Annotated in this window: 15 protein-coding genes; 4 read left to right on the plus strand and 11 right to left on the minus strand. The window is 73.3% G+C overall.

What is annotated here, in order from left to right:
* Positions 1-20 precede the first annotated feature (20 nt).
* The 3 genes from ACIP9D_RS16760 to ACIP9D_RS16770 all read right to left on the minus strand — a co-directional run bounded on the left by ACIP9D_RS16760 (position 21) and on the right by ACIP9D_RS16770 (position 4,046).
* The gene (locus tag ACIP9D_RS16760) at positions 21-1,337 is read right to left on the minus strand and encodes a DUF2252 domain-containing protein (RefSeq protein WP_350875518.1); all 1,317 of its coding nucleotides are present in this window, start codon (positions 1,335-1,337) and stop codon (positions 21-23) included.
* 120 nt (positions 1,338-1,457) lie between these two features.
* On the minus strand, positions 1,458-3,389 hold the full coding sequence (locus tag ACIP9D_RS16765; protein WP_350875519.1) for a carboxypeptidase-like regulatory domain-containing protein: 1,932 nt from the start codon (positions 3,387-3,389) through the stop codon (positions 1,458-1,460).
* 78 nt (positions 3,390-3,467) lie between these two features.
* On the minus strand, positions 3,468-4,046 hold the full coding sequence (locus ACIP9D_RS16770) for an NADH-quinone oxidoreductase subunit B family protein (protein WP_350875520.1): 579 nt from the start codon (positions 4,044-4,046) through the stop codon (positions 3,468-3,470).
* A 145-nt stretch (positions 4,047-4,191) separates the two neighbouring features.
* Here ACIP9D_RS16770 and ACIP9D_RS16775 point away from each other — a divergent pair, with 145 nt between their 5' ends.
* Positions 4,192-4,752 (plus strand): SigE family RNA polymerase sigma factor, encoded by a 561-nt coding sequence (locus tag ACIP9D_RS16775; protein ID WP_350875521.1) that lies wholly within the window; start codon positions 4,192-4,194, stop codon positions 4,750-4,752.
* Positions 4,745-5,950, plus strand: a complete 1,206-nt coding sequence (locus tag ACIP9D_RS16780) for a hypothetical protein (protein ID WP_350875522.1) — start codon at positions 4,745-4,747, stop codon at positions 5,948-5,950. Before ACIP9D_RS16775 ends, ACIP9D_RS16780 begins: the two co-directional genes overlap by 8 nt.
* Here ACIP9D_RS16780 and ACIP9D_RS16785 read toward each other — a convergent pair.
* Genes ACIP9D_RS16785 through ACIP9D_RS16795 form a run of 3 tightly spaced genes read right to left on the minus strand, consistent with a single transcriptional unit; the run spans position 5,941 to position 9,251 of the window.
* Entirely contained in the window at positions 5,941-7,467 is a 1,527-nt protein-coding gene (locus tag ACIP9D_RS16785; protein WP_350875523.1) for an aminotransferase class V-fold PLP-dependent enzyme, read from the minus strand. The genes ACIP9D_RS16780 and ACIP9D_RS16785 overlap by 10 nt on opposite strands.
* Positions 7,468-7,494: 27 nt before the next feature.
* Entirely contained in the window at positions 7,495-8,904 is a 1,410-nt protein-coding gene (locus tag ACIP9D_RS16790) for an MFS transporter (protein WP_350875524.1), read from the minus strand.
* 32 nt (positions 8,905-8,936) lie between these two features.
* Positions 8,937-9,251, minus strand: a complete 315-nt coding sequence (locus ACIP9D_RS16795; protein WP_350875525.1) for an MGMT family protein — start codon at positions 9,249-9,251, stop codon at positions 8,937-8,939.
* Between the two features lie 13 nt (positions 9,252-9,264).
* On the opposite strand from ACIP9D_RS16795, the gene proB reads away from it, so the two are divergent.
* The gene (gene proB / locus ACIP9D_RS16800) at positions 9,265-10,422 is read left to right on the plus strand and encodes a glutamate 5-kinase (protein ID WP_350875526.1); all 1,158 of its coding nucleotides are present in this window, start codon (positions 9,265-9,267) and stop codon (positions 10,420-10,422) included.
* A gap of 43 nt (positions 10,423-10,465) precedes the next feature.
* Positions 10,466-11,707, plus strand: a complete 1,242-nt coding sequence (locus ACIP9D_RS16805; protein WP_350875527.1) for a glutamate-5-semialdehyde dehydrogenase — start codon at positions 10,466-10,468, stop codon at positions 11,705-11,707.
* Positions 11,708-11,732: 25 nt separating this feature from the next.
* On the opposite strand, the gene ACIP9D_RS16810 is transcribed toward ACIP9D_RS16805, so the two are convergent.
* From ACIP9D_RS16810 to ACIP9D_RS16830, 5 genes are all read right to left on the minus strand, one after another.
* Positions 11,733-12,611 carry a prenyltransferase/squalene oxidase repeat-containing protein gene (locus tag ACIP9D_RS16810; RefSeq protein ID WP_400450168.1) on the minus strand — a complete coding sequence of 293 codons (879 nt, stop codon included), beginning with the start codon at positions 12,609-12,611 and terminating at the stop codon, positions 11,733-11,735.
* Between the two features lie 64 nt (positions 12,612-12,675).
* Positions 12,676-13,857 carry an adenylyltransferase/sulfurtransferase MoeZ gene (gene moeZ / locus ACIP9D_RS16815; RefSeq protein ID WP_350875530.1) on the minus strand — a complete coding sequence of 394 codons (1,182 nt, stop codon included), beginning with the start codon at positions 13,855-13,857 and terminating at the stop codon, positions 12,676-12,678.
* A gap of 152 nt (positions 13,858-14,009) precedes the next feature.
* Positions 14,010-14,819 carry a DUF3152 domain-containing protein gene (locus ACIP9D_RS16820; protein WP_350875532.1) on the minus strand — a complete coding sequence of 270 codons (810 nt, stop codon included), beginning with the start codon at positions 14,817-14,819 and terminating at the stop codon, positions 14,010-14,012.
* A 132-nt stretch (positions 14,820-14,951) separates the two neighbouring features.
* On the minus strand, positions 14,952-15,893 hold the full coding sequence (locus ACIP9D_RS16825) for a DUF3152 domain-containing protein (protein ID WP_350875534.1): 942 nt from the start codon (positions 15,891-15,893) through the stop codon (positions 14,952-14,954).
* Positions 15,894-15,898: 5 nt separating this feature from the next.
* Positions 15,899-16,873 carry an alpha/beta hydrolase gene (locus tag ACIP9D_RS16830; RefSeq protein WP_350875536.1) on the minus strand — a complete coding sequence of 325 codons (975 nt, stop codon included), beginning with the start codon at positions 16,871-16,873 and terminating at the stop codon, positions 15,899-15,901.
* Positions 16,874-16,893: the final 20 nt, after the last annotated feature.

Below are 16,893 nucleotides of genomic sequence, written 5' to 3' on the forward strand. Positions count from 1 at the left end.
CCCAGCGGGTGGGTGGTGGGTCAGATGCCGGGCAGCCGGCCGTTGCGGAACAGGTCCACGAAGAGCTGGTGGTCCTGCCGGGCGCGGACGCCGTACGCGTGGGCGAACTCCACCAGGTGGGTGACGAAGCCCGGCTCGTCCTGGTCGACCACCGCCACGATCGCCTCCTCGGTGGAGTAGTCGACCAGGTCGTGGCTGGACTCGTCGTCGGCCACGGAGTGCATCCGGGCCACCGCCCGACCGAGGTCGGCGAGCACCCCGGCCAGTTCCTCGGGCTCGTTGACGTCCGCCCAGTCCAGGTCGGCGGCGTACGGGGAGACCTCGGCGACCAGCTGCCCGACCCCGTCCAGCTGGGTGAAGCCCAGCCACGGGTCGGCGTGCGCCTGGAGCGCCCGCTGCGACTCGGCCGTCCGGTGCCCCTGGTGCTGGAAGTAGCCGCGGACCGACTGGTCCGGGATGTGCCGGGCTACGGCCGGCACCTGGGCCTGCTTCATGTAGATGACGACGTCGTTCTCCAACGCCTGGGTGTGCCCCTCCAGCAGCAGGTTGTAGGACGGCAGCCCGGCCGACCCGATGCCCACGCCCTTGCGCAGCACCACGTCCTTGATCCGCGCCTCCACCGGACGCAGCCGCGCCGAGGACGCGGGCAGCGTGCCCAGGTAGCCCTGGAAGGCGGCGAGGACCTTCTCCCGGGTGGCCCCGTCGATCTCGAAGACCCCGTCGCCGACGGAGAACCGCCGCTCGTAGTTGTCGATCGTGGTCTGCGCGGCGAGCAGATCCACCCGGGTGTTGAGCCGGGCCTGCTGGAGCACCCGGCGCAGCACGCCGTCGGCGTTGTCCAACGTGATCGAGCCGATCGCGTCGTCGCCGCCGGCGGCGATCGCGCGCAGCTCGGTCAGGTAGGAGCGGGCGAAGCCGCTGACCAGCTCGCTGATCACCCGGTCGGAGAGCGCCTTGGCGTAGCCGAGCAGTGCCACGCTCGCCGCCAACCGCCGCAGGTCCCAGGTGAACGGCCCGACGTACGCCTCGTCGAAGTCGTTGACGTTGAACACCAGCTGGCCGGAGGCGTTCATGTAGGTGCCGAAGTTCTCCGCGTGCAGGTCACCGTGGATCCAGACCCGGCTGGTCCGCTCGTCGAGATAGCGCTCGTCGGCGAAGTCGCCGCGCTGGTCCGCGTAGAAGAGCGAGGCGCTGCCCCGGTAGAAGGCGAACGGCGACGCGGCCATCTTGCGGAACTTGCGGCGGAACGCGGCCGGGTCGAGTGACATCGACGCCCCGAACTCGCCGGTCAGCACGTCGATGATGTAGGCGGAACGCTCGTCCGCGGAGGTGCTCATGCTGCGCAGGCTAACCCCCACCGGCCAGCGGAGCGCTCGGCCGACCGAGCCGGGCGGCCGGTCGGTCCGGCGGGTGTGACCCACCGGACCGACCGCGCCGACCTGACGTACGGTCGAGGGTCAGCGACCGACCCGGGTCGGCGCCGCCATGATGGGCGCCAGCGGCGGGCCGCTCGCGGTCCCGATTCCGGACTGGGCGGCGGTGTACGGCCGCAGCCCGCAGGTCCGGCTCATGTTCGCCGCGATCGTGGTGGTGGCGCCCGCCGTCACGGCCACCTTGGTGCCGTAGCGACCGCCGGGGGCGTACCAGCAACCCTTCGTCAGGCTCCAGTACTCGACGTACACCTCCTGGGTGCGGTGTCCGCGCAGGGTGAACGTCCCGTCCCGGGCGATGTTGGCGTAGGAGGCGCTGGCGATGTCGCCGGTGCGGGCGTTGTACGTCCAGACGTAACCGGCGTCGACCGGGCTCGCGCCGTCGGTGACCTTGCCGGCGAGCGCGCCCCCGGTGGCCAGGCGGGCGTCGACCGTGGCCGTCGCGCCAGGGTTGACCTTGCTGAGGGTGGCGGCGAACCGGTCGGCGACGTCGCCGGACCACTGCCAGGCGTACCCGCTGGCGCTGTTCGGCGCGAACTCCACCGGCCAGCGGTACGGGCCCAGGTCGCCGAGGGTGTACTGGCCCTGGGCGTTGGAGCAGTTCGCGCCGAAGCTCGCCCCCTGCCCGGGGTGGAAGGCGAACGGGTAGGCGCAGACACCGGCGACCGCCGCGCCGGAGGCGTTGCGGATCGTGCCGGTGATCCTGCCCGGCGGGTCGACCCGGATCGGCGGGATGGTGACCGTCTCCTTCGCCCGCAGCGTGACGGGCAGCGCCTCCCGCTGGTCGCCACTGCCGCCGTTCGCGGTGACCCACTGGGCGCCGTAGCGGGTGGCGGGCGGGTCGTACGGGCCGATCGGCTGGAAGGCGTAGAGCTGCCAGGTGCCCAACTCGTCGGCCTCGAACGGGCCGGCCTCCAGGTGGCCGTCGTCGGCCGAGCAGTACTGCCGCATGTGGGCGGACTGCCCGCCCCACCTCGGCTGGACCAGGTGCGCGCAGATGCCACCGACCGGCTGCCCGCTCGCCGCGTCCAGCACGGTGGTGGCGACCGCCGCACCGGGCCGGAGCTGGTAGCTGACCCTGGTCACCTGACCGCGAACCACGTCGACGGTCGGTTTCGGATCCGCCGGGAAGTACGAAGCCCCGCCCGAGACGTCCAGCTCCCACGTGCCCGGCCGTACATCGAGCACGTCCACGATGCCGTTGACGCCGCAAACCGACTCGTCCCGGCCGCCGTGGACGTAGACGCACGGCCGGGGCACGGGCAGGGCGGTCACCGCGTCGGTCACCACGACCTTGACGGTTCCCAACGGCAGCAGCCACTCGTTCACGGTGAGGGTGTCGCCGTCGGCGACCGTGAAGACGGTGGCCTCCTCCCGGGTCTCCTTGCGCGGCACCCACTGCGCGCCGCGCTGGTTGTCGTAGACGGAGATCCGGTAGCCGCCGGGGGGCAGATTGCTCAGCTCGTAGGTCCCGGTGACCGAGGTGTAGGCGATGGCCTCGTAGGCGTCGCCCTCGCCGTGCACGGTGACGGTGGCCTGGACCGGGGTGCCGTACTGGTCGGTGATCCGGCCGCTGATGCTGCCGGCGCCGCGACCCATCGTGACGTCGCGCTCCACGACGCTGCCCGCCGGGATGCTGACCGGGTCGGCGTTCAGATAGTCGGGGGCGCCGTACCACCACTCGGTGCGGAACCCCTCGGCGTGCACGCGGATCTTGTAGTCGGGCGCCTCCCACGCGCCCGGGATGGTGTAGCGGCCCGACGCGTCGGAGCAGTGCTCGGCGGCGACCTCGGTGGCGGAGGTGTGCAGGGCGAGGCAGGCGTTCGCGACAGGGTTTCCGTCGGAATCGCGGACCACGCCGGTGTAGCCGAAGGTGTCGGCGGCTGCCGGAGCAGCGGAGAGAGTGACTATGGCGAGCGCCGCCAGGAGGGCGGCCCCCGTTGCCCGCATGGTTCTCATGCCAGCAACCTAGCGACAGTCGCCGACATCGAAGACATCCAGTCGGCTCGCAAGCCGCCGACGGTCGGTCGGTCCGGCTCAGGACCCCGGCGGACGGACCGGTGGGGCGGTGAGCGACTCGACCGAGCGCGGGGCCGCGCCGTCGCGGGGTGCGGCGTCCACCGGCGCGGCGAGCGCATCGGGCCGGGCCACGCCGCCGATGCCGGCCTGCTCGGCGGCGATCTTCTCCTGCAGCCGCAGGATGCCGTGCAGCAGCGCCTCCGGCCGGGGTGGGCAGCCAGGCACGTAGACGTCGACCGGGATGAGCTGGTCGACGCCCTTGGTGACCGAGTACGAGTCCCAGTAGGGTCCGCCGCAGTTGGAGCAGGCGCCGAACGAGATGACGTACTTCGGCTCGGGCATCTGGTCGTAGAGCCGCTTGATCGCCGGCGCCATCTTGTCGGTGACCGTTCCAGAGACGACCATCAGGTCAGCCTGCCGGGGACCGTGGGCGAACGGGATCACGCCGAGCCGGATGAAGTCGTGCCGGCCCATGCTGGTGGCGATGAACTCGATCGCGCAGCAGGCCAGACCGAAGTTGAACACCCAGAGCGAGTAGCGACGGCCCCAGTTCAGCACGAACCGGATCGGCTCGCCGAGCACTCCCGGCAGCTGCACGACCGCCTCCCTCCTGTCACCCAACCGACAGTCAATCACAGTCGCCGGGCGCAACCCGGGGGGCCGCTGACGACCTTGGCGGGAGACGGCTTGCCGGGAAGCCGCGTCGCGGCCAGGGGGTCCGCGATCGCCACGGGGAGGACGAGTGAGTGTGACGAGAGACGTACGGGCCGGTGGCGCCCCACCGGACCCCCACCCGGGCAGGACGTCCGACGGGCCGGAGCTGACCTTCGACGACTTCTACCACGCCCACTTCCGGGGCCTCGTCGTGCAGCTACGGGCCTACACGGGTGACGTCGGTCAGGCGCAGGACCTCGTACAGGAAGCGTTCTGCCGGGCCTTCGCCCGATGGGACCAGGTGTCCAGGTACGACGATCCGTTGGCCTGGACCCGGCGGGTGGCCTGGAACCTCGCCCACAACCGCTGGCGACGGCTGCGTACCGCCCGATCGTGGCTGGTGCGGCAGCGGGAGATTCACGTGGCCGGGCCGAACCCCGACCGGGTGGCGCTGGAGGTCGCCCTGGCGGCACTGCCCGCGAAGCAGCGCCGCGCGGTGATCCTGCACTACCTGGCGGACATGCCGATCGCCGAGATCGCCGCCCAGGAACGGGTGGCCGAGGGAACCGTCAAGTCGTGGCTGCACCGGGGCCGGGCCTCGCTCGCCGCGTCCCTGCGGGAGACGACCGAGGAGGCTCAGGATGTCTGAGCACGAGTCCATCGCGCTCGCCGAGCGCTTCGCCCGGTACCGCACCGAGGTGCTGGCCGAGATCGAGCCGCCCGGACCGGCGGCGGTCCGCCGCACCGTACGCCTGCGCCGGCGCCGGACCTTCGGCTCCGCCGTCGCGGCGGCTCTGGCGCTCACGGCCGGTCCGATACTCGGGTACGCGGCCCTGGACGGTCCGACGCCCCGGCCCGGACCGGTCGACCCCACCGCCAGCCCGACGCCCAGCCTGTCGGCGAGCGCGACCGTCAGCCCGTCGGCGTCGCCGGCGGCCAGCAGCGCCAGCCCGACCGGGGCGGCGCCGAACGGTCGGATCAGTCGGGCGCAACTGCTCGCCACGCCGGTGTCACTGCCGGCCTGGAGTTCACCGGCGGGGTGCCCGACCAAGGATGTGCGGATGGCCGCCGAACCGGTCAAGGACGACACCAACGCGCTCATCGCGATCGATCACGGCGACCTGGACGGCGACGGCGCGACGGAAACCGTCGCCCTGGTCCGTTGCGTGTTCGGCACCCGCGGGCCGGCCCAGGTGATCGCGTTCGACCGGGACGCGGCCGGTGAGGTCGTGACCCTCGGTCGGGTGATCAGCACCGGTCGGCCGGCCCCCGGATGGCTGACCGCCCTGGACGTACGCGCCGACGGCGAGGTCCGGGTCGAGCTGCTCGACATCGCACCCGGCGGCGGCTGGCCGGAGGAGTACTCCCAGCGCCAGTGGCGCGGCTACCGCTGGACCGGCGACGGGTTCGATCAGGTGTCCGGCCCGACCGGGTTCGGTCCGAACCCGAACTCCGCGGACCTCGGCCTCGTCGCCGGCGACCTGGTCCTGACCACCGCAACGGACGGATCCCGGTCGGGTTCGTTCACCGTCCGGGTCCGTAACGACGGCGATCGGACGGTACGGGACGCGGTGTTGCAACTGGAACTGCCGACAGCGCTGGAACTGACCGGCGACGGCTGGGCGGGCTGTGATCTGAACCGGGACGCCATCCTGCTCGTGTTCTGCCACCTGACCGACGTCGAGTCACGCCGCGAGGTGCGGCTCACCCTGGACGTGAAGGTGGCCGCCGGCGTCAGCCTGACCCCCGGTCAGGCCCCGCTGAGGGTCTGGCCGGAGGGACCGGGCGGACACAACATGTTGGAGACGGACAGCAGCGACAACCAGGTGACGATCGACTACCGCTGACCAGGCTCCGGTGTGGCGGCTGCGGACGCCACACTGGAACCGTTCCAGGCCGGTCGCTGGAGCAGCCCGACGAATTCGACAAGCAGCCGCTCCCGCAGCGCCTGTGGTGCGGCGTCGAGCAGCGCGTTCACCGGAGCCATCCGGCCCGGCACTCCCGCGCCGAGGCCCAGCCCCCCAGCGAGGCCGGCGACCAGGTCCGGGGTGAGCGTGTCCGGGGTCAGGGTGCCCGCGAGGGCGATCAGCTCCGGAGGCAGCTCGACCGGACCGGACGCCCGGGCCGCGGTCACCGCGGCGGCCAGGTCCGGGCCGAACTCGGCCACCCGGGGGGCCACCGAGGCGGTGACGGTGAGGTGCACGCTGGCCGGCAGGTCGGCGTACGACAGCTGCGGCTGGGTGTGCCAGCCTCGCCCGGCCAGCTCGTCGACCAGCACGAACAGGTCCAGGTCGGGATCGGTGCTGGTGAAGCAGACGACCGTGGACTCCGGCTCGGCCATCAGTCGAAGCCCGTCGACGGCGCGTACCGCGGTGGCCAGCCCGGCGACCGCGTCCCGGGTCAGCGACGCCAGCCGCAGGTAGCCGTCGTCGCCGAGGTGGCGCAGGGTGGCGTACGCGGCGGCGATCGGTCCGCCGGAGCGGGTCGAGGCGATGGTCGGGTTGACCATCGTGTACCCGGGCCAGTCGGCGTAGGCGAAGTACTGGGGCGCGCGCAGCGCCGGGTTGCGGTGCAGCAGCACCGAGACGCCCTTCGGGGCGTAGGCGTACTTGTGCAGGTCGACCGAGATCGAGGTGACCCCGGGGACGGCGAAGTCGAACGCCGGGACCGGCGTGCCGAGCCGGCGCAGGTAGGGCAGGGTCCAGCCGCCGAAGCAGGCGTCCACGTGACAGCGCACGCCGGCCGCCGCGGCGGCCGCGGCGATCTCACCGACCGGGTCGAGGACACCGTGCGCGTACGACGGGGCGGAGCAGGCCACCAGGACGGTCTCCGGCCCGATCGCGGCGGCCATCTCGGCCGGGTCGGGGCGCAGCGTCTCGGCGGAGACCGGCACCACGTCGAGCGTCACCCGCAGATAGTGCGCGGCCTTGGCGAAGGCGGCATGCCCGCTGGACGGGACCACGACGCGGGGCGCGGCGATCTCGGGGTGGGCGTCGCGGGCGGCCTTGACCGCCAGGATCAGCGACTCGGTGCCACCGCTGGTGACGCTGCCGACGACATCGGGGGCGGTGCTGCCCGGGCCGCCGCCGAGCAGCCGGCCGGCCGCGCCGACCAGGGCGTTCTCCATGGCGAGCAGGGACGGAAAGGCGGTCGGGTCGAGCCCGTTGACGTGTGCGCTCATCGCGTGCGCGGCGGCGGCCAGCTCGTCCAGACCGGGCACCGCCGGGTCGTAGACGTACGCGAAGAGCCGCCCCCCGTGCGTCGGCCGGTCCCCCGCTCTGAGCGTGTCGATCTCGCGCAGCACCTGCTCGGCGGGCACTCCCCGCTCCGGCAAGGCGCTCCCACCGTTCGCTTCGTCGATCATGGAGTTATGGTGCCCTTTCGGTACGGTTCAGCGGCTTTCGTCCCCCACCACAACTGCTTGATCGACGCGAGCGTCGGGCTGGGTGGCGGCGGCTAGGCGGGCGGGGGTCAGGTTGTAGGGACGAAGCAGGAGCAGGGCCGCGGCGACCAGGAGGGCTGGCAGGACGGTGAAGCCGAGCAGGATGCCGAGGCGGGCGGTGTCGGACTGGGCGGCGGCGGTGCCGGTGTCGGACGAGACGTAGCCGGTCAACTGGAGCACCAGGCCGTAGATGCCCGGGCCGAGCGCCAGCCCCAATGTCTCCCCGGCGGTCCAGATCCCGGTGAAGACCCCGGCCTGCCGCCGGCCGGTGCGCGCCTCGTCCCAGGCGATGCAGTCCGGCAGCATCGCGAGCGCGAAGACCTGCTGACCGGCGTACCCGACGCCGATCAACGCGACCACGAGGTAGACCGCCGCCGCCGGCAGCACCGGGGCGGCGATCAGCGCCAGCGCGCCCAGGGCGAAGAGCAGCGAGGCGGCGACCAGCGCGGCGAGCTTGCCCACCCGCGCGCCCACCCGGGTCCAGAGCGGCATCACCAGCAGCGCAGGCCCGACGAAGGAGGCGAAGAGCAGGGTCGCGCCGGTCTGCGGATCGCGCAGGATCTGATCGGCGAAGTAGTTGACCCCGGCGAGGACGGTGGCCACCCCGGCGGACTGCACCACGAAGCAGATCAGCAGCGCCCGGAACGGCCGGTTGCGGCCGGCCACCGCGAGCTGCGCGCGCAGACTCGGCTCGCTGTCCCGCACCGCGCCCGTCGGGGCGGCCCGGGTGCCGAGGAACGCGCCGACCGCGCCCAGGGCGATCAGCACCGCGACGAAGAGTCCCATCCAACGGTGCCCGGCCAGCCCCTCGCCACCCGCGGTCACCACCACCGGCGCCACCGCGCCGGAGATCAGGATGGCCAGCGCCAGCACCGCGATCCGCCACGTCATCAGCCGGGTGCGCTCGGCGTAGTCGTCGGTCAGCTCGGCTGGCATCGCCACGTACGGCACCTGGAAGAAGGCGAACGCGGTGGCGGTGGCGAGGAAGGCGACCGCCGCGTACGCGGCGCCGGCTCCGCCGGCACCGAACGGCGCGGCGAAGATGGCGGCGAAGAGCAGGGCGAGCGCGAGCCCGGCGAAGAGCAGGTACGGGCGGCGGGCCCCCCAGCGGGAGCGGGTGCGGTCGGAGATCCGGCCGGCCACCGGGTTGACCAGCACGTCCCACGCCTTCGGCAGGAGCACCAGCAGGGCGGCCAGACCGGCGGCCACGCCCAGCGTGTCGGTCAGATAGGGCAGCAACAGCAGCCCGGGCACGGTGCCGAAGGCGCCGGTGGCCAGCGAACCGAGCGCGTAACCGCCGTGCACCCGACGCGGCAGACCGCCCGGGACGGGAGCCGGCCCAGCCGGCGGCGCGTCCATGGCGCCGAATGTTACTCACGTTATGGCGGCGGTCACATCCCCTCTTCCGGCGACCAGCCGGCCGCCCCGATGTCCACCCCCTCACCGCGCAGCGGCGTCCCCTCGGCGCGCAGCCGGGCCCGGGCCTCCCGCTCGTGCCCCGGCGGCAGCCGGCCGGCGGAGGTGACCACCCGGTGCCAGGGGACCGAGCCGCCGTGCCGAGCCATGATGTTGCCGACCAACCGCGCCGAGGCGCGACCCGAACGCTCGGCCAACGCGTCGGCGACCGCGCCGTAGGACATCACCCGTCCCGGCGGGATCCGGTCGACCAGGTCGAGCACCGCCTCGACGTACTCGTCAGGTGTCACAATCGGCCACCATATGGGAACGCCGCCGGGCGCTGCCGCCCTGACCACGCAGAATGGGCGGGTGCGCGACGCTGTCACGGCGGCCCGGCGGGTCGTCGTCAAGATCGGATCCTCCTCGTTGACCACCGCGACCGGCGGGCTGGCCGACGAGCGGGTCGACGCGCTGGTCGACACCCTCGGCGGGCTCGCTGCCGACGGCCGGGAGGTGGTGCTGGTCTCCTCCGGCGCCATCGCGGCCGGCCTGGCCCCGCTGGGTCTGCCCCGGCGCCCGCGCGACCTGGCCACCCAGCAGGCCGCCGCCAGCGTCGGCCAGGGCAAGCTGATCGGCCGGTACGCGGCCAGCTTCGCCCGGCACGGACTGACCGTCGGGCAGGTGCTGCTGACCGTCGACGACGTGACCCGGCGCGCGCACTACCGCAACGCCTACCGCACCCTGCGCAAGCTGCTCGACCTGCGGGCGGTGCCGATCGTCAACGAGAACGACACGGTGGCCACCGAGGAGATCCGGTTCGGCGACAACGACCGGCTGGCCGCGCTGGTCGCCGCGCTCGTCCACGCCGACCTGCTGGTGCTCCTCTCCGACGTGGACGCGCTCTGGACCGGCGACCCGGCCCGGCCGGGCTCCACCCGGATCACCGAGGTCCGCGACGAGCAGGATCTCGCCGGCGTCACCATCGGCGGGGCCGGCCGCTCCGGGGTCGGCACCGGCGGCATGGTCACCAAGGTCGAGGCGGCCCGGATCGCGACCGGCTTCGGCATCCCGGTGGTGCTCACCGCGGCCCCGCTGGCCGGCCCGGCGCTGGCCGGCGAGCCGGTCGGCACGCTCTTCCACCCGCAGCGGCAACGCCCCGCCGCGCGGCTGTTCTGGCTCGCGCACGCCACCGCGCCCCGGGGCCGGCTGCACCTCGACCCGGGCGCGGTCGCCGCGGTGGTCGGGCGGCGCAAGTCGCTGCTGCCGGCCGGCATCACCGCGGTCGACGGGGCGTTCACCGCCGGCGACCCGGTGGACCTGGTCGACGCCGAAGGCGCGCCGGTGGCCCGGGGGCTGGTCAACTACGACGCGGGGGAGCTGCCCGGGCTGCTCGGTCGCTCCACGTCGGAACTCGCCGCGGCGCTCGGCCCGGCGTACGAACGGGAGGTCGTCCACCGCGACGACCTGGTGCTGCTGTGATCGGGGCCGCGGGTGCCCCGCCCAACACTGGAGGAGTGCCGGCGTGAGCGTGAGCGAACAGGCGCGACGGGCCCGCGAGGCGGCGAACGCGCTGGCCGTGGCGACCCGTACGACAAAGGACGCCGCCCTGGCCGCGATGGCCGACGCGTTGGTGGCGCGTACCCCGGAGATCCTGGCCGCGAACGCGGCGGACCTGGCGGCCGGCCGGGAGGCCGGGCTGACCGCGGCCGTGCTGGACCGGCTCGCCCTCGACGAGGGCCGGGTGGCCGGCATCGCCGACGCGCTGCGACAGATGGCGGCGCTGCCCGACCCGGTGGGTGAGGTGGTCCGCGGCTCGACCCTGCCCAACGGGCTGGAGCTGCGCCAGATCCGGGTGCCGTTCGGCGTGGTCGGCATCATCTACGAGGCCCGCCCCAACGTGACCGTCGACGCCGCCGGGATCTGCCTGAAGTCGGGCAACGCGGCACTGCTGCGCGGTTCGTCCTCCGCCGCGCACTCCAACGCCGCGCTCGTCGCGGTGCTGCGCGACGCGATCGCCGGCGCCGGGCTGCCGGCCGACGCGGTGCAGCTGCTCGACGCCACCTCTCGGGAGTCGGTCAAGGAGCTGATGCGCGCCCGCGGCCTGGTCGACGTGCTGATCCCGCGCGGCGGCGCGTCGCTGATCCGCACCGTGGTCGAGGAGTCCACCGTGCCGGTGATCGAGACCGGCGTCGGCAACTGCCACGTCTACGTGGACACCGCCGCCGACCTGGCCAAGGCCGTCGCGATCACGCTGAACGCCAAGACGCAGCGCCTCTCCACCTGCAACACCGCCGAGTCGCTGCTGGTGCACGCGGGGGTCGCCGACGCCTTCCTGCCCCCGATGCTTGCCGCCTTCGCCGAGGCGGGGGTGAGCGTGCACGGCGACGAGCGGGTCGCCGCGCACTCCGCGGCGGTCGTACCGGCCACCGACGAGGACTTCGCCACCGAGTACCTCTCCGCCGACATCTCGGTCGCCGTGGTCGACTCGCTCGACGCGGCGGTCGCGCACATCCGGCGCTACGGCACCGGCCACACCGAAGCGATCGTCACCGACTCGACCACCGCGGCCCGGGAGTTCGTGGCCCGGGTGGACGCGGCGGCCGTGATGGTCAACGCCTCCACCCGATTCACCGACGGCGGCGAGTTCGGCTTCGGCGCCGAGATCGGCATCTCCACCCAGAAGCTGCACGCCCGCGGCCCGATGGGGCTGCCCGAGCTGACCAGCACCAAGTACGTGGTGACCGGCGACGGCCACCTGCGCTAGCCCACGCCGGACGGACGCCCGAGGCTCAGCGGCAGCCGCGGATGGCGGCCAGGGTGGTGTGCACGTCGAACTGGTGCCCGTCGTCGCTCTCCCACCCACCGTCGCTGCGCTGTGTCTCGGCCAGCCGGCGGTGGGCCGCCAGCATCGTCGGGTGGGTGCCGTCGAGGTCCACCCGGCGCAGCGTCGCGGCCAGCCAGGCGGCGTCCGCCGCGGACATCCCGGGCAGCCGGCTGGCGAGCGCCACCAGGATCCGAGCCGACTCGTCGTAGCGATGCTGCCCGTGGAAGACGGCCGCGCTCAGCCACCCCGCCGGCAGGTACGACGGCCAACTGCCGTCCGGGCCCAGCTGCCCGGCGAGCGCTTCCGCCGCGCCGTGCACCACTCCGGCGTACGCCCCACCCACCCGGCTGTCGAGCGGGCCGCCGGCTCGGGCGTCCCGGCCGGCGACGGCGAGCCAGTAGCCGGCGTTCGCGGTCAGGAAGAAGCGGGCCTCCGGGTCGCCGGGCCGGGCCCAGGACGGGGCCACGCCGGCCAGCGACTCGTCCTCCTCCCATCCGCCGTCGGCGAGCTGCCGGGCGGCCAGCCAGTCCAGCGCCTTGCGGGCGGCGGGCCGGCCGAGCGCGCCGAGGTCGTCGAGCTCGGCCAGCCGGAAGCAGGTGGCGTCCACCGAGGCGATGTCGCCGTCCAGGGTCGCCGGCCACCCGCCGTCGGGCGACTGCCCGGCCTCGGCCATGTCGAGCAGCTCCGGCGGCGTCGGCGCGCCGGTACGGAGCCGGGAGAGGCGGGCACGCTCCACCGCATCTCCGTGAGCCACGACGAAGCCGATCGCGGCGTCCAAGTCGACCACGGCGGACACGCTACCGGCGCAAACGCGATTTCGCCTCGGTAGCTCGGCCGAGGTCACACCGCCCACCCCGGGTACGCGAAGGGGCCCTTCCGGTGCCGGAAGGACCCCTTCGACGTGACAGTCAGTACGCGGGCAGCGCCGGGTCGACCTGCTTGATCCAGGAGAGCACGCCGCCCTGGACGTGCACCGCGTCCCGGAACCCGGCCGCCTTGAGCGCGGCCAGCGCCTCCGCGGAGCGCACGCCGGACTTGCAGTGCAGCACGATCTGCCGGTCCTGCGGCAGCCGGGCGAGCGCATCGCCGGAGAGGATGTCGCCCTTCGGGATCAGCGTGGAGCCGGGGATCCGGACGATGTCGTACTCGGCCGGCTCCCGCACGTCGACCAGGAAGATGTCCTTGCCGGCGTCCTGCCACTCCTTGAGCTCCAGGGCGGTGATGGTCGCGTCGACCGTCGCCTCCTGCGCCTCGACCGAGACCGCCCCGCAGAAGTCCTCGTAGTCCTCGAGCAGGTCGGTGACGGTGGGGTTCTCGCCGCAGAGCGCGCAGCTCGGGTCCTTCCGAACCTTGATCTTGCGGTACGACATCTCCAGGGCGTCGTAGACCATCAGCCCGCCGACCAGCGGCTCACCGATCCCGGTGAGCAGCTTGATCGCCTCGGTGACCTGGATCGCGCCGATCGAGGCGCAGAGCACACCGAGCACGCCGCCCTCGGCGCAGGAGGGGACCATGCCGGGCGGCGGGGGCTCCGGGTAGAGGCAGCGGTAGCAGGGGCCGTGCTCGGCCCAGAAGACCGACGCCTGGCCGTCGAACCGGTAGATCGAGCCCCAGACGTACGGCTTGCCGAGCAGCACCGCCGCGTCGTTCACCATGTAACGGGTGGCGAAGTTGTCGGTGCCGTCGACGATCAGGTCGTACTGCGCGAAGATCTCCCGGACGTTCTCCCGGTCCAGCGCGGTATTGTGGATCTCCACGTTGACCAGCGGGTTGATCTCGCGGATGCTCGCGGCGGCCGACTCGGCCTTCGAGCGCCCGATGTCGGAGACACCGTGGATGATCTGGCGCTGGAGGTTGGACTCGTCGACGGTGTCGAAGTCGATGATGCCGAGGGTGCCGACCCCGGCCGCGGCGAGGTACATCAGGGCCGGCGAGCCCAGGCCGCCGGCGCCGACACAGAGCACCCGGGCGTTCTTCAGCCGCTTCTGCCCCTCGACCCCGACGTCCGGAATGATCAGGTGGCGTGAGTAGCGGCGGATCTCGTCTACGGTCAGCTCGGCGGCGGGCTCGACGAGCGGGGGCAACGACACGGTGGACTCCCCGGGATCGGCGGTCTGAACCGCGCCATTGTCGCTCGGGCGGGGCCCGGTCGGCCATGAGGGAGGACACCTAGCCCGGCATCCGGGACCGGGAATAAAGCCAACCACCGATGCCTGGGTCCAGCGCGGCGTGGACCGGCGGGTCAGGGCACGATCTCGCCCGCGTACCGGCGGCCGTCGAGGTAGGGCCAGGCGTTGGCGAGGCAGCCGTCCAGGCCGTACGTCTGCTGCTGCATGACCGGCGCCGGCCGGCCCGGTCCCGGGCAGGCCTCGTGCCCCTCGTCGAACTCGTGCCCGACCTCGTGGTTGATCACGTACGTCCGGTAGACCGAGAGGGGGGCGCCGTAGTCGGGCACGGCCTCCATCCAGCGAGCCAGATTGATGATCACCTGGCCGGGCAGCCGGCAGGAGGTGTAGCCCTCGGTGCTCAGCCCACCCTCGGCGCACATCCGCTCAGAGGTCACCGGGGTGGCCAGGTAGACGGTGAAGTCGGCGGCGGCCACCTCGGCGACCCGCTGCACCCGCAGCTCCCCCGAGGCGATCCAGCTGCGCGGGTCGCCCAGCGTCTCGTCCACGGTGGCCGCGAACGCGTCGGCGTCCTGACCGGTGCCCTGCTCGACGACGACCCGGTAGCGGCGCAGCGGGCCGTCCTCGCCCCGCACCTCGGTGCGGCCCTCGGCGACGCTGAACCGGCCCGCGCCTGCCGAGGGGACGACGTGCGGCGCGGCGTGCGCCCCAGCCCCCTGGGGGAGCTGGACCTGGCCGGCGGGGGCCGGCGGCGGGGCACCGGTCCGGGCGACGGCGACCCCGACGGCGGCCGCCAGGAGCAGCACCAGGGTGAGCAGCACGGCGCGACGGCGACGCCGGTACATCCGGACCAGCGCGGCACGCCGGTGCGGACTGGACGGGCGGCCGGTACGGCCAGGCGGGCCGTAAGGGGACGACGACGTCATGAATCCCAGCGTGCCAGATTAAACGGGCATTTCCTCGCTTTTAACGCCAATGCCGCCGCAATTGCGAAGCATCCTCTTCGCCATAACGGGCATGAATCGCCAAATAAACGACAAAGAGGGCAAGGGATCAGATCACAACGACGGGCCGGCGTAGCGGCGGCCGTTCCGGTATGGCCACGGGTTGGCCACACAACCGTTCAGGAAAAGGGTCTGCTGCATCATCACCGGCGCCGGCCGGCCGCTGCCGGGACAGCGCTCGTGACGGTGCCCCAACTGGTGCCCGACCTCGTGGTTGACCACGTACGTCCGGTACACCGACAACGGGATCCGCGCCCGGACGAAGTGCGGGACGGAGAGCCGCCAACGGTCCAGGTTGATGATCACCTTGCCCGGTGCCCGGCAGGAGGTGTACGGACGACCGTTGATCCGGATGTCGACGCCACCCCTGGCGCACATCTGCCCCGCCGTGCGAGCCGTCGCCAGGTAGACCGTGAAGTGCGCGTCGGCGTCACCCGGCACCTGACGCAACCGCAGCCGGCGGCTGTCCACCCAGCTGCCCGGCCCGGTCAGCGCGACCTGCACCGCCTGCCCGAACTCGGCGGCGTCCTCGCCGCTGCCCGACTCGATCGCGACGCGGTAGCGCTGCACCTGCCCGGCCTCACCCAGCACCGGCCCGGTGCGCTCGTCGTAGCCGAACCGCCCGGGGCCAGCCGACGGGAACGACCCGGACAGCTGGAACACCGGCCGTGGCGCGGTCGACGGCGACGGGGTGGGCGACGGCGGAGGGACCGGTGCCAGTGGCGCGGCCACCAGCGGCAACGCCTCCTCGCGAACCTCCCGGGCCGGTTCGACCTCCGGATGCTCGGCGACCACCGTGACCGCCGCCCCGACGGCCAGCAACGCCGAGGCGAGCAGCGCAAGCGACTGGAGCAGCCCGCCCCGGCGGCGCGGTGGCCGGGCACCGGAGCGCGATCCGCCCGGGCCGGCGGGGCGGGCCGGTGGCCCGTGACCGACCGGGCGACGGGCGGCCGGCGGGACCGGATCGGCCGCGCGGGGCGGCGGTGAGCTGGGCATCCGGCTCAGCCTGCCAGATCAGACCGGCGCGCGGACTCCTCCGTTTCGGCGAGCAGAGCCAGCACCGCGCGGGCCACCAGCCGGGGCACCTCGAGCTGCGCCACGTGGCCGACACCATCGAGCATGAGCAGCCGACTGTCCGGGATCACCCGGGCGGTCTGCGGCGCGACCCGGACGTCGACCAACCGGTCCTGCCGGCCCCCGACGACCAGCGTCGGCGCCCGCACCGCCCGAGCCAGCCGCCACAGCGACCCCGGTCCGGGCAGGTACGACCGCAGGAAGCTGGAGACCAGCCCACGGAACGTCCGGACGTACGCGGCCGCGTAGTGCTCGGCCTGGTAGCGGACCAGGATCTCCGCCACCGCCTCCTGCCGGCGCTGTTCGCAGATCCGGCTGACGTCGGACACACAGGCCTCCAGCACCTGCTGGGCCATCACCTCGGGGGCGAGCTGGGTCAGGTGCCGGGCGGCGAGGCGCTCCGCCCCGGGCAGGGCGAGCAGCGGCAGCATCCGCCCCTGCAACGAGCGTCGGAAGTCGAGGAAGGGCAGTGCCGGGGAGATCAGGGTCAGCGTCCGCACCAGATCGGGGCGGAGGCCCGCCACCTGCACGCAGATCGCCCCGCCGAGCGAGTTGCCGAACAGGTGCACCGGGCCACGGTCGGAGTGCTCGATCCACCGGACCACCCGCTCGGCGAAGGCGGGGATGGTGTAGCGCCGACCAGGCTCGCTGCGACCGAAGCCGGGCAGGTCGATGGCCTGGCCGTCCAGCCGATCGGCGAGCAGCCCGGCCAGGTCGGTCCAGTTCTGCGACGAACCGCCCAGGCCGTGCACGTAGAGGGCCGGCTCCGCGTCGGGGCCGGTGGCCGGGGTGTCTCGGACGTAGGTGACCACCCCGTCGAGGCGGACCGGCCGCCCCGGCCACGGCGGCGGAACCTGGTGATCGGGAAGGCGGGACTCCGGGCAGAGGCTGGCGCGCTTCATCGCTTCAGTCTCCCCCGGAA

This window comes from Micromonospora sp. NPDC093243 (assembly GCF_044753725.1).
GTDB lineage: Bacteria > Actinomycetota > Actinomycetes > Mycobacteriales > Micromonosporaceae > Micromonospora.

Bases quoted from the DNA above. Each gene is read 5' to 3' on its own strand.
- ACIP9D_RS16760 (WP_350875518.1), bottom strand. From the start codon at position 1,337: ATGAGCACCTCCGCGGACGAGCGTTCCGCCTACATCATCGACGTGCTG.
- ACIP9D_RS16765 (WP_350875519.1), bottom strand. From the start codon at position 3,389: ATGAGAACCATGCGGGCAACGGGGGCCGCCCTCCTGGCGGCGCTCGCC.
- ACIP9D_RS16780 (WP_350875522.1), top strand. From the start codon at position 4,745: ATGTCTGAGCACGAGTCCATCGCGCTCGCCGAGCGCTTCGCCCGGTAC.
- ACIP9D_RS16785 (WP_350875523.1), bottom strand. From the start codon at position 7,467: ATGATCGACGAAGCGAACGGTGGGAGCGCCTTGCCGGAGCGGGGAGTG.
- ACIP9D_RS16790 (WP_350875524.1), bottom strand. From the start codon at position 8,904: ATGGACGCGCCGCCGGCTGGGCCGGCTCCCGTCCCGGGCGGTCTGCCG.
- proB (WP_350875526.1), top strand. From the start codon at position 9,265: ATGGGAACGCCGCCGGGCGCTGCCGCCCTGACCACGCAGAATGGGCGG.
- ACIP9D_RS16820 (WP_350875532.1), bottom strand. From the start codon at position 14,819: ATGACGTCGTCGTCCCCTTACGGCCCGCCTGGCCGTACCGGCCGCCCG.
- ACIP9D_RS16825 (WP_350875534.1), bottom strand. From the start codon at position 15,893: ATGCCCAGCTCACCGCCGCCCCGCGCGGCCGATCCGGTCCCGCCGGCC.
- ACIP9D_RS16830 (WP_350875536.1), bottom strand. From the start codon at position 16,873: ATGAAGCGCGCCAGCCTCTGCCCGGAGTCCCGCCTTCCCGATCACCAG.